This is a genomic window from Specibacter sp. BI4, assembly GCF_056680095.1.
This window is the reverse complement of sequence record NZ_CM155265.1, coordinates 3,607,772-3,632,152: the sequence shown is the minus strand read 5'-3', so window position 1 is coordinate 3,632,152 and position 24,381 is coordinate 3,607,772. Positions and strand designations below refer to the sequence as shown.

Sequence of the window (24,381 nt, the reverse complement as noted above, 5' to 3'; positions counted from 1 at the left end):
CCACCAACCCGGTCCTTGAATGCGGGAATGTGCCGTCCAATGACGATCAGGAGTAGCTATGAGCCAGATGCAACAGGAGTCGGCGGAGGAACTTGCCGTCTCCGTTGAACTTCCCGGGGCCGCCCCTGAACCCAGGGGCACGCGGGGAAAGAAGCCGGCCCGGGGCCGGCAGCCGCACGACGGCGTCCCGCTGCGCAAGGTCTCGTGGCGGACCCGTTTGCGCAGGGACCGCCAGATGCTCCTGATGATGATTCCGGGTGTTGCATTCCTGGCCTTGTTCTTTTACATTCCGATCCTTGGCAACGTCATTGCCTTTCAGGACTACCAGCCGTTCCTTGGCATCTCGGGCAGCGACTGGGTGGGCCTGCAAAACTTTGTCGATCTGTACTTCAACCCGGACTTTTGGGTGGCACTGCGCAACACAATCGTCCTGGCCGTCTGGCAGCTGGCCTTGTTCTTCCCCGTTCCGCTGGGACTGGCCCTGATTGTGGATTCGCTGATCAGCAATAATCTGCGCCGCTGGTTCCAGTCGCTGGTGTACCTGCCGCACTTCCTGTCCTGGGTCTTGGTCATCGCCTTGTTCCAGCAGGTTCTCGGTGGTGCCGGACTGGTCAACAACACCTTGCGGGATCTGGGCCTGGACACCGTCCCGTTCATGACGAACCCGGACACCTTCCCGCTGCTGGCCACCGTCCAACTCGTATGGAAGGACGCCGGCTGGGCCATGATCATCTTTCTGGCATCGCTGGCAAGCATCGACGGGTCGCTGTACGAGGCTGCCGCCGCGGACGGGGCAGGGCGTTGGCGCCGCATGTGGCACATCACGCTGCCGGGGCTCCGTTCCATCATTGTCCTGCTGCTGATCCTGCGCATTGGCGACATTCTCAGTGTCGGCTTTGAGCAATTCCTGCTTCAGCACGACGCCGTTGGTGCCGGGGCGTCCGAGGTTTTGGACACGTTCACCTACTTTGCCGGAGTGGTCGGTGGTGGTTGGAGCATGGGTGCCGCCGCCGGTCTCGCCAAGGGTGTTGTGGGCGCCCTGCTGATCTACGCGGCCAACAAGGTGGCTCACCGAATGGGTGAACCCGGCATCTTCCAGAAGAAGGCGGGCTCATGAGCACCCAGACAAGGATGACCCCACAGAAAGGGAAAAACATGACTGCAACACTTCGCGTCCGGCGCGCCGCCAAAAGCGCCACCAAGCAGCTGACCTTCAATCCGGGACGTCCCGCCTGGAAGGAACCGGCGTCGCCGATCTACAGTGCCATCAAGGCTGTGGTCATCGTCGGCATCAGCCTCTCGATCGTCATTCCGCTGCTCCTGGTGGTCTCCACCTCATTGGCCGGCGATGAGCAATTGATAGCGGCCGGCGGATTCGTGCTGTGGCCGACCCACCCCACCTTTGCAGCCTATGAGGCGATCTTCAGCGGCGATTTCATGTTCCGGGCACTGGGTGTCAGCGCATTCATCACGGCCGTGGGCACCTTCCTGGCGTTGTTCATCACCATCACCATGGCGTATGCCACCAGCAGGCCGGTCCTGTTTGGCCGCCCCGTGTTGCTGCTGGTCTTGTTCACCCTCCTGTTCGCGCCCGGCCTGATCCCGATGTTCCTGATGGTCAAGCAACTGGGCCTGCTGAACACGATCTGGTCGCTGATCCTGCCGGGCACCTTCGCCGCCTTCAACTTTGTGGTGATGCGGTCCTTCTTCATGAACATCCCCGCCGAATTGATTGAGGCTGCCCGCATTGACGGTGCCAGCGACTTCATGATCCTGCGCAAGGTGGTCCTGCCGCTGTCAAAGGCCGTTGTTGCAGTGGTCGGCCTGTTTTATGCGGTGGGATTCTGGAACGCATTTTTCAACGCCATGCTCTACATCAACGACCAAACCCTGTATCCGGTCCAGCTCGTGCTGCGCAACTACGTTGTCCAGGGCGGCTCCATGGCCGAGGCCATCGGGGTGACATCCACGCCGCCGCCGCAGTCAATGCAAATGGCCATCGTGGTCGTTGCCCTGCTGCCCATCCTGATTGTCTATCCGTTCCTGCAAAAACACTTCACGAAGGGTGTCATCACCGGAGCCATCAAGGGCTAGCCGGATCAACCGATTTCCACCACAAATTTTGCGCCACCAAGAAAGAGAAAGAGGACTAGCATGAAGCGTTCCATCGATACTGCAGGGATTTCCCGACGCAACTTCCTGGGTCTGGCCGGCATTTCAGTCGCCGCCGTGGCACTGAGCGGAACACTGTCGGCCTGCGGGGGCGGTGCCGGAGCGAACGACGGCGGCGCCCAGGCCTCCAAATCGGTCACCCTGCCGACCTACAAGGAATTCACCGCCGTGGTTGCGGACCTTCCCGGAAACGCCGAGGGCTTGGAAGCGGGCTTCATCAACATGCCCAAGCCGGTCGCCTCCACCGCGGCCAAGCCCCTCACCGGACCTGTCAGCGTGCTGTCCGAGACCTTTGAGGTGATGGCCCCGGCCATGCCCGACAACCCCTTCTGGCAGCGGTTGAACTCGGGGCTGGGCGGCGAGTTTAAAATGCAGATCGTGGAGGACACCGGCGATGGCTACCCGGCCAAATTCGCCACCATCCTCGCCGGCGACACGCTTCCGGACCTGATGTGGATTCCGCCGAACCAGGGCCTGCCGAATGTCGGGCCCATGCTTGAGGCCAAGTTTGCGGACCTGACCCAGTACCTCTCCGGCGACGCCGTCCTTGAGTACCCCAACCTTGCCGCACTCAAGCCCGATTCCTGGCGCACCGCCGTCGTCAATGGAAAAATCTGGGGCGCGCCCATCCCCAGCACCCCCTTTGGCCAGGTCATGCTGGGCAACAAGGCCACCTGGGCCAAGGTGGGCGGGCTGGTCGCCAAGGACGCCGACGAATTCCTGGACAAGGTCAAGGAGCTCAGCAACCCCGCCGCGAAGCAATACGCGCTGGAGCCGGCCTACGCCAACGTGCTGAACATCATCACCCAGTGCCTCGGGGCCCCGAACGGCTGGGCCGTGAATGCAGACCGCACCCTGACCCACCTGTATGAAACCGACGCATATTTGGCCGGCCTGGAATATGTCGTCAAGCTTTTCAATGCCGGCGCGTTCTATCCGGATGTCAACATGACCAATACCAAGGCCCGGATCGTGAACGGCTCCCTGGGCGCCATGGTTGTCTCCGGGCCCCGTGACGTGGGCACTTTCCGTGCCCTGGACCCCGACGCGGACATGGAAATTCTTGTCCCCTTCAGCTTCGACGGGACCATCAAGCCGACGTACAACATGGGCTATGGCACTGTGGGCTACACGGCCTTCAAGAAGGCCGACGAGAAACGCATCAAGGAACAGCTGGCCCTGGTCAACTGGCTCTCGGCGCCCTTCGGCACAGAGGAATACCTGCTCAAGAACTACGGTGTCGAGGGCAAGGACTTTGACCTTGACCCGGATGGCAACCCCATCCTGAATGCCGACGGTTTGAAGAACCTGCCGGGTGTTGTCAGCGCGCTGAACATCATGACGGCACCGGAGCGGGTGAACTTCAACCCGGGCTACCCGCAGGTGACGAACTACGTGTACGAGACGGAGAAGAAATTGCTTGAATTTGCCTGGCGCAATCCGACCAATGGTACTTATTCCGACACCAGCGCCAAGGTCGGGCCGAAAATCGCCAAGCCGCTGGCTGACAAGGTGGTGGACATCGTCACCGGCCGCGCCAAGATCTCGGATTTTGCCGACGCGCTCAAGCGTTGGAAGTCCGAAGGCGGCGACAAGATCCGCGAGGAATACCAGGCCGGCTTGAACCCGGACGCGCCCGTGTTCAAGCTCCAGAGCGTCGCCAAGTAGCCGGCAGCCATGCACCTGGTTGCCGACACGCCGTCGTAACGTGCCGGCAGCCACTGCCCTCCGCCGCAACTGTGGCAATAAGTTAGAAGAAACAACAAATAGTCGGCAGCAGATGTCACCAGACCAGGAGCGCAGCAGCATGATTCGGCCCACCATAAAGACAGTGGCAGCTGAAGCGGGAGTTTCCACGGCAACAGTTTCCTATGTCCTGGCCGGACGCACCCGGGCCAACGGTTCCGGAATTTCGCCGGCCACCGCCGAACGCGTCCACGCCGCGGCAACGAAAATCGGTTACCGGCCCAACCAGGCGGCCCGAACCATTCGAACCGGCAAATCGAACCTGATGATGCTGTCGCTGACAATGCTTTCGGACCCGTGGTCGCTCTCGGTCAGCAAGGCCGTGGGGGCCGCCGTTGCCACGGCCGGGATCACCCCCATGATCCTTGCCGACACCGATTGGCGCACGGCGATCAAGCGCCAGGGCGCCGACGTCATCTTCATCGACGCCGCGGAGCAGGACGGGGATGCTGAACTGCTGGCCGAACTGTCCCGGAACAACAACCTCGTGGTGTTCAGCGAAACACTGGAACCCAACGGTTTTGACGTGATCCGCTCCGTGGCCGGCACCACCATGGATGCCGCCATGGACCATTTGACGCAGACCCATGCAAAAGTGGCCTGCCTGACCTCCCGAAACAGCCTGCGTTCCCCGAACCCGGTCAGGTACGGCGCGTACCTGAGCGGGCTCAGGCGGGCGGGTCTCGAGTTTCGGGACAGCTATGTGGCCACGTTTGACGGCGATGAAGTGAGCGCCTACGAAGCCGCCGTCAACCTGCTGGAGCAGCCCGATCCGCCGTCGGCCATCTTTGCCACCTCCGACTTTGTTGCAATAGCCGCGGTCAACGCCGCACAGCGGCTGCGGATGGCGGTTCCTGACGACGTGGCAGTGATGGGTGTGGGCAACACGCTCCAAGGGGAGTCGATGATGCCCTCGTTGAGCAGCATTGGACCCGTTGACTTTTTTAATCGCCTGGCCGGCTTCCTGGTTGACCGGGCAAGGGACGACTCCCTGCCACACCGGGTGCTGGAGTTTCCCTGGCAGCTTTTCGTGCGCGATTCCGCGCCGGCAGCACCTTAGATTCCGCAATTTTTCGAGAACATACAGAGGAAGGAAATACTGTGACAGATTTATTGGAAGCACGCCCGGACAATGCTCCGGACACCAAAGACATGCGCGTAGGACTGGTTGGATTTGGCCTGCGGGCCTCGTTGTGGCGTCACGTCCACAAACCCGGAGAGGGCTCCGAGGTGGTGATGGTCTGTGACACCTCCGAGCGTGGCCGGGCCGACGCTGCCGCGAAAATTCCGACGGCGGTTGTCACCTCCAGCCTCGATGAATTGTTGGGTGCCGGGCTGGACGCCGTACTGGTGCTGACACCAGACAACCGGCACGCGGAGATTGCCGTGCAGACGTTGCGGGCCGGGATTCCCACGTTCTGTGAGAAGCCCCTGGACGTCACCGTTGAAGCAGCCGATTCGATCCTGGGTGCGGCGTTTGAGACGGGAACCAGGCTCTATGTTGGACACAACATGCGCCACATGCCCGTGGTGGTCCAGATGCGCGAGCTGATCCAGGCCGGAACCATCGGCGAGGTCAAGGCCATCTGGTGCCGTCACTTTGTCGGCAACGGCGGAGATTACTACTTCAAGGATTGGCACGCCGAGCGGGCCAACACCACGAGCCTGCTGTTGCAAAAGGGCGCCCACGACATCGACGTGATCCACTGGCTGGCTGACGGGTACACCAAGAAGGTTTCCGCCATAGGGGCCTTGGCGGTCTACGGCGACGTAGCCAGCCGGCGCGACAATTCGGACCGCCGCATGGGGGACTGGTTTTCGCTGGGGAACTGGCCGCCCGCGGAGCAGACGGACCTCAACCCCGTCATTGACGTCGAAGACATCTCGATGATGCAGATGGTGCTGGACAACGGAGCCCTGGCCTCCTACCAGCAATGCCATTTCACGCCCGATTATTGGCGCAACTACACGGTCATCGGCACCAAGGGCCGGATGGAAAACTTTGGTGACGGACCAGGTGACACCATCAAGGTATGGACCAGCCGCTCCCAGGACGGCTTTGTGAAGCCGGATCAGGACATTGAAATTCGCGACGGCGACGGCGGCCACGGCGGCGCCGATCCGCTGCTGATAGCCGAGTTCCTCCGCTTTGCCCGTGAGGGCGGAGTCACCGAGACCTCACCCATTGCTGCGCGTGAAGCCGTGGCCGCAGGCGTTGTGGCGGCGCAGTCGCTGCGCAGCGGAGGTGGGGCACTGGACATTCCGGCGCTGCCCCCGGAATGGGTCGAGTACTTCAACGCCGGCCAGCCGCCGCGCTGACTCAACGCTCCTGCAGCTGAGCGAGCGTTGGGGGGTTGGGCGTGTCAGTCCCCGGTCAGTTCCGTCATGACGTCCTGGAGGGCTTGGGCCACGAGCATGACCGAGGCGCGTTTCAGGTTCTCCGGGCGGGCCAGCAGGTCGATCCGGCGCCGGGTGCTGATGCCTGTCAGCGGTCGCAGCACCACACCGGGATTCAGTGCCGCACCGTGGTTGAGCGCGGGGCTTGAGGTGTAGCGGGGCAGCAGGCCGATGACCTCGCCGGTCGACACCAGGGCCGCCGCAGCAGAATAGTCGTTGATGCGGTGCACCACCTCCACGGGTCGGCTGGCCACGGCGCCGATGGCCGTCAACACATCGGCGGGGGAGTAGCCGCTGCGGCTCGCCACCCACGGATGGGCCACCACATCCTCCGGCGACAATTCGGCCAGCGCTGCCAGCGGATGGTCGGCGGCCACGGCGATGTCCAGCGGCTCGTGGGCCAGCGGAATCACGCGCACCCGGGCGTCCGGCCACGCCGGGCTGTGGTCCATGCGGTGCGCCAACACCAGATCGTACCGGGCTGTCAATGCCGGGAAATCGTGCTGGGCCACGTCCTCGTCCGAGAACCTGACCCGCGGCACAGCCGACTCGGATGCAGCAGACTCAGACGCGGCCGCGCGCAGGACGGCCAGCCGGCGCACCAGCGGGGCAAACAGGGCCTGCCCGGCGCTGTGGAAACCGCTGATCGTGACGGTGCCGCCGACGTCGTGCTGGTAGGCGCCGATGGCTGCCTTTGCCGCCGCCATGGCGTTGATGACCTCGGCGCCGGCGTCGGCCAGCACTTTCCCGGCCTCCGTCAGGACCAGATTCCGGCCATCCTTGCGCGTCAACGGCGTGTCCACCTGGCGCTGCAGCAGCGAGATTTGCTGGGAGACGGCCGACGGGGTGACGGAGAGCGTGTCCGCGACGGCCTTGACACTGCCGAGCTCTCCGAGCTCGCGCAGCATCTGAAGTTGATGAAGTTCCACGCCGCCAGCCTACCATTTAGCATTTACTTAATTGATGATGGAGTAAATATCGATTGTGCTAAACGGTTTGGGCGGCTGTAATGGACACAGCACACCACCACGATGAGGAACAACGCCCATGAAAGCACTGTACAAATCCGGTCCGCACGCGGGCTTCGAACTCGTCGACCGCCCCGAACCTGAAACGGGCGTGCGGGACGTCAAGATCAAGGTGCACACCACCGGCCTGTGCGGCACCGACCTGCACATCCAGGCCTGGGACGCGTGGGCTGCCGAAACCATCAACGCCCCGCTCATCGCCGGGCACGAATTTTACGGCGAGGTGGTGGAGGTGGGCGCAGACGTCCGCGACGTCAAGGTGGGCGACAAGGTCTCCGGCGAGGGGCACGTCGTGTGCGGCATGTGCCGCAACTGCCGCGCCGGCCGCCGCCACATGTGCATCAACACGATCTCCGTGGGCGTCCAGCGCGACGGCGCGTTTGCCGAATACGTCGTCATCCCCGAATCCAACGTCTGGGTGCACAAGGATCCGTCCATCACGCCGGAGCTCGGCGCCATCTTCGACCCGCTGGGCAACGCCGTCCACACGGCACTGAGCTTCGGACTGGTGGGGGAGGACGTGCTGGTCACAGGCGCCGGACCCATCGGATTGATGGCGGTTGCCGTGGCCCGCCACGCCGGGGCCCGCAAGATCGCCATCACCGACGTTTCCGAACCGCGCCTGGCCATGGCCGCCGCGATGGGTGCCGACCTCGCCGTCAACGTCGCCACCACGCGCCTGAAGGATGCGCAGCTGCAGCTGGGCCTGTGCGAGGGCTTCGACATCGGCCTGGAAATGTCGGGCCACCCCACAGCCCTGCCGGAAATGATCGACAACATGAACCACGGCGGCCGCATCGCCATGCTCGGACTGCCCAGCGAAGCCATCGACATCAACTGGGGCAAGGTCGTCACCCACATGCTCACCCTCAAGGGCATCTACGGGCGTGAAATGTTTGAAACCTGGTACGCCATGAGTGCCATGCTCTCCTCCAACCCCGTCCTGCGCGCCGCCGTCGCCTCCGTGGTCACGGACACCCTGCCCGCCACCGAATGGGAGCAGGCCTTCGAGATCGCCCGCTCCGGCCGGGGTGGCAAAGTGGTCCTTGACTGGACCGTCTTCGGCTAAGCCAGCCCCGCTTCACCCGCCCAAGCCCCGCTTCAGCAAAGGAACCACCCGTGTACACCACCATGAAGGACCAGCTCACCGCCGAACTGGCCGAAATCCGTGCCGACGGCCTGTTCAAGACCGAACGGCAGATCACCTCCGCGCAGTCCAGCCACGTCACGGCCGGACCGCTGGACGGCGCCACCGCCACCGTGCTGAACTTCTGCGCCAACAACTACCTGGGACTGGCCGACCACCCGGACATCATCGGCGCCGCCAAGGCCGCCATGGACAGCCACGGCTTCGGCATGGCCAGCGTCCGCTTCATCTGCGGCACCCAGGACCTGCACCTGGAACTGGAAGCGGCCGTCTCGACATTCCTTGGCACGGGGGACACCATCTTGTTCTCCTCCTGCTTCGACGCCAACGGAGGGGTGTTTGAGTCGCTGTTCGGCGCGGAGGACGCCATCATCTCCGACTCCCTGAACCACGCGTCCATCATCGACGGCATCCGCCTGTCCAAGGCCGCGCGCTTCCGCTACGCCAACCAGGACATGAAGGATTTGGAACTCCAGCTGCAGTCCGCCGCCGCGCTGCGCGACGGCGCGGGCGCCCGGCGGACCATCATCGTCACCGACGGTGTCTTCTCCATGGACGGCTTCCTTGCCCCGCTTGAGGCCATCTGCGACCTGGCCGAGCGGTACGGTGCCCTCGTCATGGTGGACGATTCCCACGCGGTGGGCTTCATGGGAGCCACGGGTGCCGGCACCCCCGAGCACGCCGGCGTCTCGGAGCGCGTTGACATATACACGGGCACCTTCGGCAAGGCGCTGGGCGGCGCGTCGGGCGGCTACGTCTCCGGCCGGAGCGAAATCGTGGCGATGCTGCGCCAAAAGGCACGTCCCTACCTGTTCTCCAACTCGCTCGCCCCCGCCATTGTCGCCGCCACGCTCAAGGCGCTTGAGCTCGTGGCCGGCTCGGCCGAACTGCGCACCCGCCTGTTTGAGAATGCCGCCCTGTTCCGCCGCCGCATGGGCGAGGAAGGCTTCGAGCTGCTCCCAGGCGAGCACGCCATTGTTCCGGTCATGTTCGGCGACGCCGTGGAGGCTGCCCGGGTGGCTGATTCGATGCTGGCCCACGGCGTGTTCGTTACGGCGTTCAGCTTCCCCGTTGTGCCGCGCGGCGCAGCCCGCATCCGGGTCCAGCTCTCCGCCGCGCACAGCACGGACGACGTCGAGGCGTGCGTGCGCGCCTTTGTGGCCGCCCGCGCCGCCTAGTGGTTCCTTCTACGCAGAGTTGGTGGTGAACTTGACGCCGGGTGTCACCCCGCGCCAAGTTCACCACCAACTGTGCGCCGAATTTCCCGTGGCAGGATGAGATCATGACTTTTGCCTGGGACATCCGTGCACGCGTGCAGTTTGAGGGCGACGCCCACGTCCAGGAGGACAGCTGCGGCTTCAACGGGCCCAACGCCTGGATCATCGACGGGGCCACCACGCTCCTGGCACCCCTGGACCTGCCGGCCGCGTCGAATCCGCAGTGGCTGGCCCAGCAGCTCAACATGGTCCTGGCCCAGGCGCCCGCCGACCCGGGACGCGACGGTGTCCGGCCGGTCCTGGCCGGGGCACTGGCCGCCGTCGACGACGCCGCCGTGCCCCTCGTGGGTGCCGAGCGCATCCGGTTTCCCAGCGCCGCCATCTCCGTGGCCAGCCTCAACGACAAGGGTGTGGAGATCGCCAGCCTGGCCGACTGCACAGTCGTTGTCAGGACGGACGACGGCGCCACCCACCTCGTGCGCGCAGGCGACGCTGACGCAAGGGTCGCCGCCGTGGACCCTGCCGAACGGTTGGAGCAGCTCAAGCGCGACCGCGAGTTGCGCAACACCCCGGGCCGGCTGTGGGTGGCCCGGCGGGAACCCGAGGCCGCCGACCACGCCCATGTCGTGCAGCTTGGCCGGCCCGGGCTCATGGTGATGGCAAGCGACGGGGCCTGGCGCGCCGTCGACCTTGGCATAGTCAGCGGACCGGAAGAGTTTCTGGCCCGCACGGCCACCACCGTCGACGCGCTGGGGTTGCTCCATGAACTGCGCCTGAAGCAGGCGGAGATTAGGGAGGTGGCCGACGACGCCACGATTCTCACCCTGGCCCCGCGGGTTCGGTGACGCGATGCCGCAATCAAACCAGCGCATCACGTGGGCGCAGCTGCCGCCGGAGGTCCGCGCCGGGGTCGAGAAAATCCTGGGCGCGGCGGTGGTGGAAGCGGTGTCGCAGCAGGGCGGCTTCTCCCCGGGCTCGGCCGACAGGGTCGTGCTGAGCTCCGGCCGCCGCGCGTTTGTGAAGGCCGTCAGCGCGGGGGTCAACGCGTCGTCCGTGGAACTCCACCGCCGCGAGGCCGCCGTCACCGCAGCCCTGCCGGCAGGTGTTTCCGCGCCCAAATTTCTGGGGAAGTACGACGACGGCACCTGGGTGGCGCTGGTCCTCGCCGATGTTGCGGGCCGGCATCCGCAGGAGCCGTGGGTGGATGCCGAGCTGAGGCAGGTGCTGGATGCGCTGGTGGATGTGGGTCGGTTGCCGCTGCCTGCAGATCTGGACGTGCCTCCCTATGAGGACTCGCTCCGGGGTGCCTTCATGGGCTGGGAGAAGCTGCGAAAACGGCCGACGGACGGTTTGGATCCGTGGGCGGGGGAGCGGTTGGAACTGTTGGCGCAGTTGGCCCTCGACGGGGTTGGTGCACTCGCGGGAAGTGCGCTGGTGCATGGAGACCTGCGCACCGACAACATCCTGCTGACAGCGGGCGGGACGGTTTTGCTTGACTGGCCGTGGGCCGCGAGGGGTGCGCCCTGGGTTGATGCGCTCGGCGTGCTGTTGAACGTGAAAACGCTGGACCCGGCAGCCAATGCGGAGCAGTGGCTGGCCAGGCATCCCGCGTTCGCCGGTGCCACACACGATGCGGTGTCGGCCGTTCTGGCCGGCTTAGCCGGGTACTTCCTTGACATGTCCCGGCGCCCGGCACCGCCAGGAATCCCAACGCTGCGCGCATTCCAGCGGAAGCAGGGAGACGTCCTGATCGCCTGGCTGAAGGGGCGGCTGCCCAGCTGAACCCCTTGCGCCGTCCTTTATGGTCAGGGAGGCAATTATGGACTGGTTACGCCGAGACGGTCCTGAAGCCGAGGTTGCCGCTGGCCGATTCGGGTGAGTTGGAGCTGCGGGCGGCCAGCCGGTAGCGGTTGCAATAGGAATCGTGGCACAGGTACGAGCCGCCGCGCATGACCCTGCCGCGGCCGATCGTGGGTCCGGGCGGATCGGCAACCGTTCCCTGGGCGAGGCAGCTTTTGTAGTACTTGGGCAGGAACCAGTCGGCGCACCATTCCCAGACGTTGCCGCTGGTTTGATGCAAGCCGTAGCCGTTCGGTTCGAAGCTGTCGACGGGGGCGGTGGTGAGGAATCCGTCGTCGACGGTGTTTTCGGTGGGGAAGGTGCCCTGCCAAATGTTGCAGCGGTGGATCTGCCCGCCGTCGGCATCCACGCCGTGCAACTCGTTGCCCCACGGATAGCGGGACTGTGCCAGGCCACCGCGCGCGGCATGCTCCCACTGGGCTTCGGTGGGCAGGGCGCGGCCGGCCCACGCGCAGTACGCCAGGGCATCGCTGTGGGAAACCTGGGTGACGGGATGGTCGGGAATGTCCTGCCAGCGGGAAAGCGGCCCGGCGGGGTGGGCCCAGTCGGCGCCGCGCACATTCAACCACCACGGCGTGCCGGCGGCGGTGCCCAAAATATCCGGCGCATCAGCCTGCACGGCGAGGTGGAACACGGCCGAGGTGCCGTACAACTCCGATTCGGTGCGGTAGCCGGTGGCGTCGATGAACCCGGCAAAGGCGGCGTTGTCCACGGCCAGGGTGTCGATGCTGAACGCCGACAGTGCCACCTGGTGGACGGGGGTTTCGCCGTCACCGGCATAGCCTTCACCAAAGGGGTCGCCCATGAAAAATTCGCCCGCCGGGACCAGTGCCTGTTGTTGATGGCCGGCGGGGTGCAGTTCCGTGGCTGTATGCGGGGAAGCGGGCCGGCGGGAAGGGACACCCAGCGTGAAAGCCTGCGGGGCTGCGGGGGCATGGCCGCCGTGGCCGGATCGGCCGCTTGGGCTGCAACAACTGGACATGGGCTCACCTTGAAACGGGGACGGCGGATTCCCACCAGTCTATGCACTCCCACACTATGCAGTTCCCCACAATGCACTTCCACTCGAGGCGGTCCCGCACGGCCGGCTGGCCGCCACGGCGCCTGGATTTTAGCCCCGCGTTGGCGCGGGAAGCTGTTGTTGTGTCACCATGGCGCAATGGAAGAGCGCGTATTGATCATTGGTGGCGGGATAGCAGGACTGTCGTTGGCCTGGCGGCTGGCGCCGTCCCTGCCGGTGGTGGTTGTCGAGGCTGAGGAGTCGTTGGCCTACCATTCCTCCTCGCGGTCGGCCCGGCAGATGCAGCCCAACTACGGTCCGGGGCCCATTCAGGAGTTGACGCGGCGCAGCATCTCCACAGTGGCGGGAATTGCTTCGGCCCTGGGCGCCCCGATTCTACAGCCGCGCCCCATGCTCACGCTGGGGACAAAAGCCGAGGTGGCGCAATTGGTGGCCGCGAACGGAAACCTTGTGCCGCTGGACCATGCCGAGACGATGCGCCGCTGCCCTGACCTGTGGCCCGGCGTGTTCGAGGCTGCCGCCCTTGATGACTCGGCCATGGAGGTCAATGTTCCGGCCTTGGTGGAGTACTACCGCAGCCAGGCCGTCTCCGCCGGTGCCGTGGTGTTGACCGGCTCGGCGGTGACCTCGGCCGTCCCCCTCAGCGGCGGCGGGTTTGAGGTCGTGGTGGGGGAGCACCGGATGAGGGCAGGCACTGTGGTGAACGCCGCCGGCGCCTGGGCTGACGCTGTCGCAGAAATCTTTGGTGTGCGCGGCCGGGGGCTGGTGCCGCACAGGCGCAGCGTGGCGATCGTGTCCACCAGGATCCCGGCCGACCCCGCCGGACCCATGGTGGAACCGGTTGACGAGTCGTTTTATTACCGGCCCGACGGCGGGCACCTCCTCATCTCCGCCTGCGAAGCGGTTCCGGCGGAACCAGGTGATGCGCAGGTGGTTGACGCTGAAATCGCCACAGTCATCCGCCGCATTGACGCGGTGACAACACTGGGGGTGTCCGGCGTCGAACGGTCCTGGACGGGGCTGCGGACACAGACGGCAGACGGGCTGCCGGTGGTGGGCTTTGACGGGGAGGCGCCGAACTTCTTTTGGCTGGCAGGGCAGGGCGGCTATGGAATCCAAACGTCGGCCGCACTCGGAACTCTTGCCGCCGGGATGCTGGCGCGGGAGCTTCCCGCGGAGGACGCCGGGCTGGCCGCGGAGCTCAGCCCGCAGCGGGCCGGGCTCCAGCTGTCCGGGGAACTGCGGGCCGGTTCAGCTCGTGGCGCCTGAGGCGATTACGCCGGCACCCAGGACGGCCAAGATGGAGCTGCTGACGCGTTCGACGATGGTGTTGACCTTGGGCTTCTTGAGCCATTTCATGGTCTTGTAGGCAACCAGGGCAATCGTGACCAGATACAGGAAGCCGATGGTGGCCAGTATCAGGCCGAGGATCAGCGCCGTGCCGAGGGTGTTTCCGCCATGCGGGATGAACTGCGGCACCACTGCCAGGTAAAACAAGCCGACCTTGGGGTTGAGCAGGGTCGAGACAGTCCCGGCAGCATAGGCGCCGCGGTGGCTGTGGGAGATGGGCGTTTGCTTGGCGGCGCCTGCAACGGCTCCGGCCTTGCGGGCCTTCCGGGCCTTGAGCAGTGCCGAAACCCCCAGATACATCAGGTACAGGCCGCCGGCAATTTTCAGCCACCTGAACACTTCGGCCGACTGCTCCAAAACGGCTGCCAGACCAAAGCCCACCAAGGCACCCCACATCACTGCGCCGGTCGCGCTGCCGGCGGCAGCGGAAATGCCTGCCGTCACCTTGTTCATGGCGATGCGCAGGACCAGGAACGTGTCGGGGCCGGGGATAAGTGCCAGCATCACGCACAGCCCGGCAAAGCCCACAAGGGAAACAAAGGTCATGGGCTCAATTGTCCGGGCTGGGGACGGGCTGTGCAACACAGGAGAGCAGGTGGTGTCCGTCATGCCAGACAGCCTGCTGTGTGGGGGTGCATCGGCGGCCCCTGCACCATTCAGTGTGGGGCGCATCGACGGGGCCAGCCGCGGCAGGGACTGGTCGGCAGCACCGTCACGCGTCTGCCATGCCAGACGCGGACCGGCCGTGCGGCACCCAGGCCGGCTGTCCGGCGTCGTACGCTAAAGGCATGAGTGAACTGATCAGCAACATTGGCGAATTGATGACCCAGGACGGCGACCACGGCACGATGCGTGACGCGGCCGTGGTGCTCGAGGGGGAGCGGATCGCATGGATCGGCCCGAGCGCCGGGGCCCCGGCCGCGGACACCCGCACCGACGCGCAGGGCCGGGCGGTGCTGCCGGGGTGGGTGGATTCGCACACGCACCTGATCTTTGCCGGGGACCGCACCGCCGAGTTTGAGGCGCGCATGGCCGGGGAAAGCTACAGCGCGGGCGGCATTGCCGTGTCGGTTGAGGCGACCCGGTCGGCCGGCGACTACGAGCTCACGCGCCTGGGCATGGGGCGCGTGGCGGAGGCTGTTTCGCAGGGGACCACCTACCTGGAGACCAAAACTGGTTACGGCCTCGACGTGGACAACGAGGCCCGCAGCGCCCGCATCGCCTCCACTGTCGCGGACGAGGTCACCTATCTGGGCGCCCATCTGGTCCCGGCCGGCATGGACGCCGACGAGTACACCGAGCTCGTCTGCACCGAGATGCTCGACGCCGTCCGCCCGTACGTGAAGTGGGCCGACGTTTTTTGCGAGCGCGGCGCCTTCACTGCCGAGCAGTCCCGCAAGGTGCTCACCGCCTGCCGCGACGCCGGGCTGGGCCTGCGCGTCCATGGAAATCAGCTCGGGACAGGCGACGGCGTGAGGCTGGCCGTTGAGTTTGCCGCGGCCAGTGTTGACCACGTGAATTTCCTGACCGACGACGACGTGTCCCTGCTGGCGCAGTCATGGTCGGCTTGGGACGGGACCGCCAATGCGGGGCGCGGGGCCGGCGAGCGCGGGACGGTCGCCACTGTGCTTCCCGCCTGTGACCTGTCGACCCGGGTGCAATTGGCGCCTGCGAAGCAGCTTCTCGAGGCAGGGGTGCAGATCGCCATTGCCTCCAACTGTAATCCAGGCACGTCGTACACGTCCTCGATGGCTTTTTGCGTGACGACGGCCGTGCTGCAGATGGGTCTCAGCGTTGACCAGGCGGTGCGGGCCGCGACGTTTGGGGGAGCACTGGCGCTGGGCCGCGAATCGGGACTGGATGCAGACGGCAAACGGGCCGTTGGCTCCATCGCCGTGGGGCACAGGGCCGATCTGCACATGCTCAAGGCACCGTCGGCCACGCATCTGGCGTACCGGCCGGGGATCCCGCTGACGGCCGCGGTGTGGCGTGCGGGCGTGCGGGCGGTGTAGCGCTACCCCGGGCAGTGTGCCTGGCCTGAGGCGTGGGTTCCTCCCGGGAGCTGGTTCGGCAGCGTCATTCAGCGAAAATGCACCCGGCCCGCGAGATGCGTGCAACTTTGACGGCATTTCGCGGGTTGGGGTCATTCTCGGTAAAACGGCCGCAGAACAACGCGAGTTGGGGGCAGTCTCGACGGTGATTCGTGAAGGCGGGACAACACGACGCCGGCGTGAAGCCGGACCTTCCCCGGCGTGGCAGACCCGCCCCGGGTAGTGTTCCTGGCGGCGTGCCACACAAAGCTGGCCCCACCCGTGAAGGGTGGGGCCAGCTTCTTGGAACTGCGGGTGTTACTTCACCGGCGGACCGGTGACTTTCAGTGCTGTCCAGCCGTGGAGGCTGCCGGCCTCATTGAACAGTACGAGCTTGTTGTCGCCGGGGCTGGTGCTTTCCGGAGTGTTCACCTGGATGGTGCCGTCCTCGAAGACCTGGTGCCAGCCGAGTCCGTCCCCGTTGAGATAGACGTAGAACCACTCCCCGGCACCAAGAGTCTTCAAGGTCACCTCGGAGGGGCCGCGCGGGAACTTCTCGGAAGCCAGGCCAAGGTCTATCCGGGTGTCCTTCTTCAGCGCCTTGGTATCGGGTGCAACGGGTGTGAAGTCCGGCTCGGAAGGTGCAACCGGCTTGGCCGTCACCGTGACGGCGGTGGTGCCGGTGGCGGCCTTGCCGGCCTTGTCAGTGCCCGTGGCGGTCAGGGAAGCTGCACCCACCACTGCGTCCTCGGGGACGACCAGTGTGAATGTTGCCACGCCTTCCGCGTTGGCAGCGGCGGTGAGTTCCCCGCCGTCGGCCAGCTGCAAGGTCGCTGGCGAATCAGCCTGCAGGTCCGCAACCGTCACCGTGTGGGTTGACCCCTGTTCAACGGCGTTGCCGCCCTCAACCACTGGCGCCAGCACCAGGGCCGGCGTTGCGTCGGAGCACCGGAACATGGCATCGGCCCAGTCTGCCCAGTCGTTGCCGTTGCTGCCGTTGGGGTCAACCACGAGTTCAACGTACTTGGCACCCTTGAGGTCGACGTTGATGGGCAGCGCCGGTGAGGAACCTGTCAGCACGCCGGAGTTGAACAGTTCAACACCGTCGCCCAGCACCTTGAAGATGACCGAGCCGCGGGTGGCCTGGAAATCGTCAATGCCGATCACGGCCGTGAAGGCGGTGCACTGTGCTCCGGCAAAGTACTTGACGCTGGAGGCTGCATGCACGCCCAGGCCCTTTGCATAGGCCTTGCCGTCCAGCATGATGGCCGGGCCGTCCTTCTCTCCCTGCTCACCGTTGGACAGATCCTTCTCGGCGGGCCCCCAGCCATTGGCCGGGGTGCCGATCCACTGCATGTCGGACGCATAGGTGTCCTTCACCGGCGGATGCGGCATGGTGTAGACGCCCAGCGTGGACTCGGCCTTGCGTTCACCGATCGGGTCCACAGTGGTGGTGTACACGGAGTTGGCCGAGATGTTGTAGTTGCCGTCGGCCGAGGCCGGGGCCACCACGTTCCAGGTGGTCGCGAGCTTGGCGCCCGGTGCCAGTGTTGCCGCCGTTGCCGGAGTCTTGGCCGTCGCCGTCCAGCCCTCGGGCAGGGCAAGAGAGACCGACGCGTCCGTGACAGGGGCGGGTTCGTTCGAGACCAGGGTGGTGGTGAACTCGTTGTCTGCGCCCTGCTCAATGATCGGCCCGGTCTGCGACAGCGAGAGCTGTGCACACGCCGGGGTGTTCGTGGAAGGGCCGAGGTCGCGGACCAACAGGTTGTCCAGGGACAAATCCGCCGCCGTCGAACCGGTGCGCAGCAGGCCCACATAGCTGTCGCCGCAGGCCGGGGCCGTGAAGTTCTGCGTCCAGCGCGTGGTGTCATGCATCTCGGGGAACGGTGTGGATTGGGTCTGGACCGCGCCCGCGGTGCCGTCATAGCCGCCCACCCAGGCGTATTCGTTGGCCTTGGTGGACTGGTAGTTGAAGGAAACCTCGTAGTCGTGGCCCGGCGTGAACGCCATGGTGGCCGGGGTGGTCCGGTAGACCAGGCCGGCGTTCTCCTCGTGGGCGTGCAGCGAGAAGCTGCCGTCCAGCACGTCATCCATGACCTTGCCGTTCCAGCCCTTCTGGGTGAACGGTGCGTGGATGGGGGCCAGATGCGTGCGCGGGTCGGTGACGCCGCCGGCGTCGCCCTTGACGAACGGGGCCCAGCCCTGGTCCACATTCTCAAAGTCCTCGGCAAGCACGACGCCGGACTGCTCGCCTTCGATGACATCGGCGGCTGAGACGCGCTCGGTTTTGACGACGCGGAAGTCGTCGACAAGGACAGCGGCTGCCCCGGCAGGTGCCGAGAACGTCACCGTCGGCGCATCGCCGTCGTTCTTCACATCGATCAGCACGCGCACGCGCTGGGTGAAGGTGCGGTTCTTTTGGTCCGCGGCAACCGTGTTGAACAGTGCCGAGGCGTTGGTGGTGTTGGTGACCGCGGGGGTTCCGGAGACCGTGGCGGAGAGTGTGGTCTCACGCTTGGCGCGCGGGAACGTCTCCGTGGAGTCGGCCGTGGGGTCAATCTCGGCCCAGGCGCTCACGGAATAGGTGCCCGCATCCAGCGGCGCCAGTTTCTGGGAGATGCTGGAGGCGGCTTCGCCAAACTTGGCGCTCGTGAGGCCCTTGGCCGAGGTTTCCACTGTCGCGTCACCCGTGGGGTTCCACGCGGCCAGGGAACCGGAGTTGAAGCCGGGGTCCTTGATCCCGGTGCCCTGGCCCCAGTCGGTGTCAGCGTTGGCGGGCACAGTGTCAACGGCCGAGAGCGGAAGGTCGGTGGCCAGCGGTGTTGTCGGCACCAGCACGTAGGCCGTGTTCGCCTTCGGGTTCAGATTGATCTGGCCGTCCGTGACGGCCACGTCACCGACGAGGCTTCGGCCCTGGGCCGTGAGCTCGTACAGCTGCAGCGCGGCCTGGTTGGCAAATTCCGGGGTCAGGGTCCAGGTCTGGGCGCCGCCGGCCAGGCTGTAGTTGTACAGCTTGCTTTGCTTGTCCGTGTTGTCTGCTGCGGTTTCACCAAACTCAACGGGTGCACCGGCCCACGGCAGCAGGTAGTTGTGGCCTTCCAGGACCTTGACGCCGTCCTGGGTGATGATGCGGTCCTCCAACGAGGAGCCGGTGACGCGCAGATTGTCTTCCAGCGTGATGGCCTCGGGTGTCCAGGTCTGGATCTCCTGCTGTTGCAGGAATTTCACGGCTACATTGTTGTCCCACACGTTCTGCAGGAACTTGTTGTAGTCGTTCTGGCCGGTCCAGCCCTGCCACTCAATGATGTGCTCGGTGCCAAGGCGGGGGTCCGGATTCCAGATGTCACGCTGGGAGTTTTGGGCGAAGCGGAGGATCTCCGAGTTCCAGCCCTTGAGTGTGCTGCCGCCGTAATTTTCGTCAACGGCCCAGTGGGACCAGGTGTTGTTCCGGACCATGGAGTTGGCGAACTCGGAGGAAACGGAGAAGCCGTTGTCCATGATGTTGCGCTGCAGGCGCTCGCCGACCCAGCCGGACTCGTAATACACATCGATGTAGTTGGTGGTCAGATTGTCGTCAGCGGCCTCGTCCAGGCCCTTGATGCGGGTGTTTTGGTCCCCGGAGAGGACATCACGGCGCTGGTCGATGTAGTAGGACTGTTCCAGCCAGTTCCAGCCCTTGGCGGGAGGCTGCTTGATGAACTCATCGCTGAAGGCCTTGGATTCGGGGTAGGCCTCGGTGTTGTTCATGTGGACGCTGAAGGTCGCGCCGTAGTCCTTGGCCTGGGACAGCAGTGAGTTCATGTCCTTGATGCCGCCGGCACGTTCGTTCCAGTTGCCGCTGAAGTCGGTGTTGGCCGAGTCGTGCCCCTCGGAGGTGAAGCCCTTCAGGAGGGAGAACTGGCCCAGCCCGTCGGTGGCCAGGGCGATGTGCTTGACGTCGTCCAGGGTGCGCAGAAACGGGTTGGTGGCCTGGCTGGCGAAGTTGAACGGGATGTCCTGGACCACCCGGTTCTTCACGTCTTCCCAGCCCTTGGGCTTGTATTGCACCTCGCGGGAGGCGATGGCGCCGTCCTGCCAGTTCACTGTGCCATCGGCGTTGGCGTCCGCGGTGATGATGACCTTGGCCTCGGGGAGCGGCTCCGTTTCGTTGGCGTCCTTGGCCCGGTACAGCCACGCACCGGAGGAGATGCCCACAGTCTTGTTGGCGCCGTCGTCCTTGACCTGGCGCCAGAAGCGGCCGCGCTCGCTGGCGGCAAGGCCGTTGTCCGGGGCACCGTAGGCGCCGTCGTAGAGCGAGTTGCTTTCAAAGCCCGCAGCCAGCTCGTCCGTGGTGGCGATGGCCACCATGGACGTCTTCGCCGCGTCGTCGGGCGCCGTGTCCGCCGTGACAGGGGTGATGGTGTCCCCGGAGATGGCGCGGTCGGTGGAAACCACTGCCGTGGCCACGCTCGCACCTGCCTCCGCCGAAGACACCGTCACCAGGTCCTGGTCCATGATCTGGATGCGGTTGACGCGGGCTTCGCCGGTTTCCGTGATCTCAGTGATGTTGAAGCTGAGGATGTTCTTTTCCACGGAGAGCTTGGCCTTCATGGCCACCCCGTCCATGCCGGGAACCGTGATGTCGTAGTCGATTGAGGCACCGTCGGCGTTGACCTTGGAGGCTACGGTGACTGCCTGGTCCCCGCCGTTGATGCGCATTGTGGTGGCGACGGCGGTGGCGCCCGTCATGGTTTTTTCGCCAAGCGTGTATTTCAACGCCTGGGGGAATGCGGTGGACACCTCCACGGACAACTCTGCGGAGGTGATCACCTCCGTTCCCTCTGCGGCCAGGGCCGGCATGGCCGCAGCGACGGGGATGATGGTGCCGGCCATGACGGCCCCGGCGATCCCCATCCCCAGCCACTTGCGGTGGTGTCGAGTGAGTGACATCAAATACTCCTTGAACAACTTTGTTGCAGGGCAAGCGCCGTATTGCGCACTTGAGGGGCTGGCGGTGCTTGCATCACGGGCACACCCCCTGCCCGTGATGCAAGTCACCTGTTATGCATAACACCGTAGCAGGGCCCAGGCCATGTGACGACCCCCGCGTCATGTTATAAAAGTGAAATCGCAGGGCATCTTGGTGGCCGGGGGTCGTTGCGCGAATGATTGAAGTTGACGTTTTCAGTGAACTTATGATCAACAACGTGTTATGATGGGGCTAAAGAAATCGCTTCAACTGGCCGGAAAATGGCTGTCGTGACGCGGAAGAAAGATCCCCAAACAAGGAGAATGCGCAGCATGAGCGAAAACACCCACCTTGGCCCCTTCATGGATGCCGAACTCACGAGCCAGCCGGACGTGTGGGCGCAGGCAATTGCCCAGGCCAAGAACGAGAAGCTGCTCCCCGCCGACGGCCAGCGCGTGGCCGTGATTGGGTGCGGCACCTCGTGGTTCATGGCCCAGAGCTACGCCACCGCGCGTGAAGCTGCAGGCAAGGGCGTCACTGACGCATTTGCCGCCTCCGAAGCCTTCCTTGGCGCCGACCGCGGCTACGACGCTGTCATCGCCATCACCCGCTCAGGCACCACCACGGAGGTCCTGGAAATCCTGGCCCAAATCAAGGGCACCGTGCACACCGTTGCCCTGGTGGGCGACACCAGCTCACCGATCATGGCCTTGGCCGATGCCGTCGTCGAGCTTCCCTACGCCGACGAGCAGTCAGTGGTGCAAACCCGCTTCGCCACGACGGCGCTGAGCTACCTGTTGACAAGCATTGGCATGGATCTCAGCGCGGCCGTTGCGGATGCCAGGACAGCCGTGAGTGCACCTGTCGAGAAGGAACTGATCGACGCCGAGCAGTTCACCTTCCTGGGCACCGGCTGGACTGTCGGCCTGGCCCACGAGGCCGGCCTGAAGATGCGCGAAGCCGTGCAGGGCTGGACCGAGTCCTACCCGGCCAAGGAATACCGCCACGGACCCATCTCCATTGCCGCCCCCAACCGCGTCACGTGGATGTTTGGCGAGCAGCCCGAGGGCCTGGACCGCGACGTGGCGAAGACCGGCGCGCTCTACATCAACACCACCACCCACCCGCTGGCGGAACTTGCCCGCATCCACCGCGTCACCCTGGAACGCGCCCGCGCCCGCGGCATGAACCCGGACCTGCCGCGCAACCTGACGCGTTCGGTCATCCTGGCGGACCAGGACTCCTAAAAACCCGGGACCCGTGAAAGGCTGCGGGCCCCGGCGATTGGGAAGCCGGGCGGGGCGGAGCTGCCGCTAAAATGTTAGCCACCCCACTTCCTCGAGGTGGGGTGCCTGCCGCGCCACCGTCCCGCCTACTCGCACCCGGGACTGCCGTTCCAGAGATTCCCACGGGTTATTGGACCCGGAAAGAAATTGGCCTTCATGAACTCAACGACACACCACGCTGACGGGCCCGGTGCCCGCCCCCCGGGAAACTCTCCCGGCAGCCACGGCACCACGGAAAACGCCGGCATGTTCACTGCCACGGACGCAGTGCTTGCCTTCGACGTTGGCGGCACCGACATGAAGTCGGGGATTATCCTGGGTGATCCCGGCAAGGGCGGGGTCGAGGTGCTGGACGTCCAGCGCCACCCCACACCGCTGGATGGCGCGCGTTCAGGCGAATCCGTCTGCGCCCGGATCGTGGAACTGACGGGGCTCTACCGGGCAGCCCACCCGGAGCTGGCCATCTGCGCCGTGGGTGTCACAGTGCCGGGCATTGTCGATGAAGACGCCGGCGTCGGCATCTACTCGGCCAACCTTGGATGGCGGGACTTCCCGTTTACAGCCACGCTGGGCGAAGCCCTGGGCCTGCCTGTTGGTTTTGGGCACGACGTCGGCATGGCGGGTGAGGCTGAATTCCGTCTGGGTGCCGCCGTGGGCAAGAAAGATGTGCTGATCCTGGTGATTGGCACAGGCATTGCCGGGGCCGTTTTGTGCGACGGACGCAGGGTCGCGGGCGGGGGATACGCGGGCGAGATCGGCCATGCCCTGGTCCCGGGTCCCGACGGCGGGCTGCAGATCATGGAATCGCTGGGCTCGGCAGGGGCGGTAGCCCGCCGGTACGCCGAAGCGACGGGCACGGCCGTTGGTGGCGCCCGCGAGGTGGTGGCCCTGGTCGCGGCAGGCGACAGGGCAGCAATCACCGTTTGGGGCGACGCCGTCAACGCCCTGGCGTTCAGCATTGCCCAGTGCGTTTCCATCCTCGGCACCGAAACGGTCGTTCTGGGCGGCGGCCTGTCCATGGCCGGACCGGCACTCCTTGAACCACTGGCCGCACGGGTCGACGAGCTGCTCACCTTCCACCGCCGCCCCGACTACGTCCATGCCGCCCTCGGTGAAAACGCCGGTCTCATCGGTTCTGCGCTCAAGGCCCGCAGCCTCGTCGGCCGCGCCGCCGCCGCCGCCGGCCAGGGGGACCCGGCATGAGCGCGGGCAACGTGGTTTTGACAGTCACCCCGAACCCGGCGGTCGATGTCACCTACACCGTCGCCGGCATCAGCCTGGGCTCCTCGCACCGCGTGCCGACCCCGCTGTACCGGGCAGGCGGCAAGGGACTGAACGTGTCGCGGGTGGCGCACCAGCTGGGCCACCCGACGCTCGCCATTGCAACAGCGGGCGGAGCCTCCGGCGAGCAGCTTCGCGAGGATTTGGAGTCCTCCGGAATTTTGCACCACCTGGTGCCAGTTGCCGCGGCGACGAGGCGCACGATCGCCCTCGTGGATACCGCGGCCGACAACGCGACAAGCATTTTTAACGAGGCCGGCCCCGCGCTCGGGGCTGCCGAGTGGCAGGCGCTGGCGGCCGCCGTCGTCGACAATCTTGGCGGGGTGCAGACGTTCGACGGCGTGCGCAGGCCGGGTGTGCTGGTGGGCTCGGGCTCCCTCCCGGACCAGGCGCCCGCCGATTTTTATCCCGCACTGGTCGCCCTGGCCCACGCGGCCGGGGTGCCTGCCATCATTGACACCTCGGGCAGCGGCATTTTGGCGGCGGCCCGGGCGGGGGCCGACCTGCTCAAGCCCAACAACCATGAACTGATGGCAGCCGTCGGTGAGAGCGACCTTGTCAGCGCCGCACGCAAGCTGATGGCCCTGGGCGCCCGACGCGTGCTCGTGAGTGTGGGGGAGGAGGGCATGCTGGCTTTCAGCGCCGATGCCCCCGGGACATACCTGCAGGCGAAACTGCCGGCTCCGCTCAGCGGCAACCCCACAGGGGCGGGGGACGCGGCGGTGAGTGCCGCCGCCGTCGCGCTTGCCAACGGCGAGACCGGGCTGCGCGAGATTCTGCGCCAGGCCACCTCCTGGAGCGCCGCCGCCGTGCTGATGCCGGGCGCCGGGGAAATTTCCCCGCAATATGCCGACCTGGCCAAGCAACTGATCATCACAGACCACTGAGGACGCATCTT

The 24,381-nt window shown here is 65.5% G+C and carries 18 protein-coding genes; 14 read left to right on the top strand and 4 right to left on the bottom strand.

The genetic code is table 11. The features are described 5' to 3' along the window. Positions 1-235 precede the first annotated feature (235 nt). From AC1L6K_RS16625 to AC1L6K_RS16605, 5 genes are all read left to right on the top strand, one after another. On the top strand, positions 236-1,117 hold the full coding sequence (locus AC1L6K_RS16625; protein WP_480952805.1) for an ABC transporter permease: 882 nt from the start codon (positions 236-238) through the stop codon (positions 1,115-1,117). A 38-nt stretch (positions 1,118-1,155) separates the two neighbouring features. Continuing rightward, the gene (locus AC1L6K_RS16620; RefSeq protein ID WP_480949942.1) at positions 1,156-2,094 is read left to right on the top strand and encodes a carbohydrate ABC transporter permease; all 939 of its coding nucleotides are present in this window, start codon (positions 1,156-1,158) and stop codon (positions 2,092-2,094) included. Between the two features lie 60 nt (positions 2,095-2,154). Then, positions 2,155-3,840, top strand: coding sequence for a type 2 periplasmic-binding domain-containing protein (locus tag AC1L6K_RS16615; RefSeq protein WP_480949941.1), 1,686 nt, complete (start codon positions 2,155-2,157; stop codon positions 3,838-3,840). A gap of 139 nt (positions 3,841-3,979) precedes the next feature. Continuing rightward, positions 3,980-4,978 carry a LacI family DNA-binding transcriptional regulator gene (locus AC1L6K_RS16610; RefSeq protein ID WP_480949940.1) on the top strand — a complete coding sequence of 333 codons (999 nt, stop codon included), beginning with the start codon at positions 3,980-3,982 and terminating at the stop codon, positions 4,976-4,978. A gap of 92 nt (positions 4,979-5,070) precedes the next feature. Next, positions 5,071-6,237, top strand: coding sequence for a Gfo/Idh/MocA family protein (locus AC1L6K_RS16605; RefSeq protein ID WP_480952804.1), 1,167 nt, complete (start codon positions 5,071-5,073; stop codon positions 6,235-6,237). 44 nt (positions 6,238-6,281) lie between these two features. On the opposite strand, the gene AC1L6K_RS16600 is transcribed toward AC1L6K_RS16605, so the two are convergent. Beyond that, a complete protein-coding gene (locus AC1L6K_RS16600; RefSeq protein ID WP_480949939.1) occupies positions 6,282-7,244 on the bottom strand; it encodes a LysR family transcriptional regulator in 963 nt (320 codons plus the stop codon). Positions 7,245-7,362: 118 nt separating this feature from the next. Between AC1L6K_RS16600 and tdh the strand changes: the two genes are divergently transcribed. From tdh to AC1L6K_RS16580, 4 genes are all read left to right on the top strand, one after another. Continuing rightward, on the top strand, positions 7,363-8,412 hold the full coding sequence (gene tdh / locus AC1L6K_RS16595; protein ID WP_480949938.1) for an L-threonine 3-dehydrogenase: 1,050 nt from the start codon (positions 7,363-7,365) through the stop codon (positions 8,410-8,412). Between the two features lie 50 nt (positions 8,413-8,462). After that, complete coding sequence (locus AC1L6K_RS16590; RefSeq protein WP_480949937.1) at positions 8,463-9,668, top strand: glycine C-acetyltransferase; 1,206 nt, start codon at positions 8,463-8,465, stop codon at positions 9,666-9,668. A gap of 104 nt (positions 9,669-9,772) precedes the next feature. Then, positions 9,773-10,552, top strand: a complete 780-nt coding sequence (locus AC1L6K_RS16585; protein ID WP_480949936.1) for a hypothetical protein — start codon at positions 9,773-9,775, stop codon at positions 10,550-10,552. Between the two features lie 4 nt (positions 10,553-10,556). Beyond that, on the top strand, positions 10,557-11,489 hold the full coding sequence (locus tag AC1L6K_RS16580) for a phosphotransferase family protein (protein WP_480949935.1): 933 nt from the start codon (positions 10,557-10,559) through the stop codon (positions 11,487-11,489). 46 nt (positions 11,490-11,535) lie between these two features. Here the strand turns inward: AC1L6K_RS16580 and AC1L6K_RS16575 are convergent, their stop codons facing one another. Next, positions 11,536-12,549 (bottom strand): formylglycine-generating enzyme family protein, encoded by a 1,014-nt coding sequence (locus AC1L6K_RS16575; protein ID WP_480949934.1) that lies wholly within the window; start codon positions 12,547-12,549, stop codon positions 11,536-11,538. Between the two features lie 177 nt (positions 12,550-12,726). Between AC1L6K_RS16575 and AC1L6K_RS16570 the strand changes: the two genes are divergently transcribed. Beyond that, the gene (locus tag AC1L6K_RS16570) at positions 12,727-13,857 is read left to right on the top strand and encodes an NAD(P)/FAD-dependent oxidoreductase (protein WP_480949933.1); all 1,131 of its coding nucleotides are present in this window, start codon (positions 12,727-12,729) and stop codon (positions 13,855-13,857) included. Here AC1L6K_RS16570 and AC1L6K_RS16565 read toward each other — a convergent pair. After that, positions 13,840-14,484 (bottom strand): LysE family translocator, encoded by a 645-nt coding sequence (locus AC1L6K_RS16565; protein WP_480949932.1) that lies wholly within the window; start codon positions 14,482-14,484, stop codon positions 13,840-13,842. The genes AC1L6K_RS16570 and AC1L6K_RS16565 overlap by 18 nt on opposite strands. 242 nt (positions 14,485-14,726) lie before the next feature. On the opposite strand from AC1L6K_RS16565, the gene AC1L6K_RS16560 reads away from it, so the two are divergent. Next, positions 14,727-15,950, top strand: coding sequence for an amidohydrolase family protein (locus tag AC1L6K_RS16560; RefSeq protein ID WP_480949931.1), 1,224 nt, complete (start codon positions 14,727-14,729; stop codon positions 15,948-15,950). Positions 15,951-16,286: 336 nt separating this feature from the next. Here the strand turns inward: AC1L6K_RS16560 and AC1L6K_RS16555 are convergent, their stop codons facing one another. Further along, a complete protein-coding gene (locus AC1L6K_RS16555) occupies positions 16,287-20,897 on the bottom strand; it encodes an endo-alpha-N-acetylgalactosaminidase family protein (protein WP_480949930.1) in 4,611 nt (1,536 codons plus the stop codon). A 351-nt stretch (positions 20,898-21,248) separates the two neighbouring features. On the opposite strand from AC1L6K_RS16555, the gene AC1L6K_RS16550 reads away from it, so the two are divergent. The 3 genes from AC1L6K_RS16550 (at position 21,249) to AC1L6K_RS16540 (ending at position 24,370) form a co-directional block, all read left to right on the top strand. Beyond that, positions 21,249-22,163 (top strand): SIS domain-containing protein, encoded by a 915-nt coding sequence (locus AC1L6K_RS16550; RefSeq protein WP_480949929.1) that lies wholly within the window; start codon positions 21,249-21,251, stop codon positions 22,161-22,163. 195 nt (positions 22,164-22,358) lie between these two features. Next, a complete protein-coding gene (locus tag AC1L6K_RS16545; protein WP_480949928.1) occupies positions 22,359-23,405 on the top strand; it encodes an ROK family protein in 1,047 nt (348 codons plus the stop codon). Continuing rightward, positions 23,402-24,370: a 1-phosphofructokinase family hexose kinase gene (locus AC1L6K_RS16540; RefSeq protein WP_480949927.1), complete on the top strand. Its 969-nt coding sequence runs from the start codon at positions 23,402-23,404 to the stop codon at positions 24,368-24,370. Before AC1L6K_RS16545 ends, AC1L6K_RS16540 begins: the two co-directional genes overlap by 4 nt. The last annotated feature ends 11 nt before the right edge of the window (positions 24,371-24,381 follow it).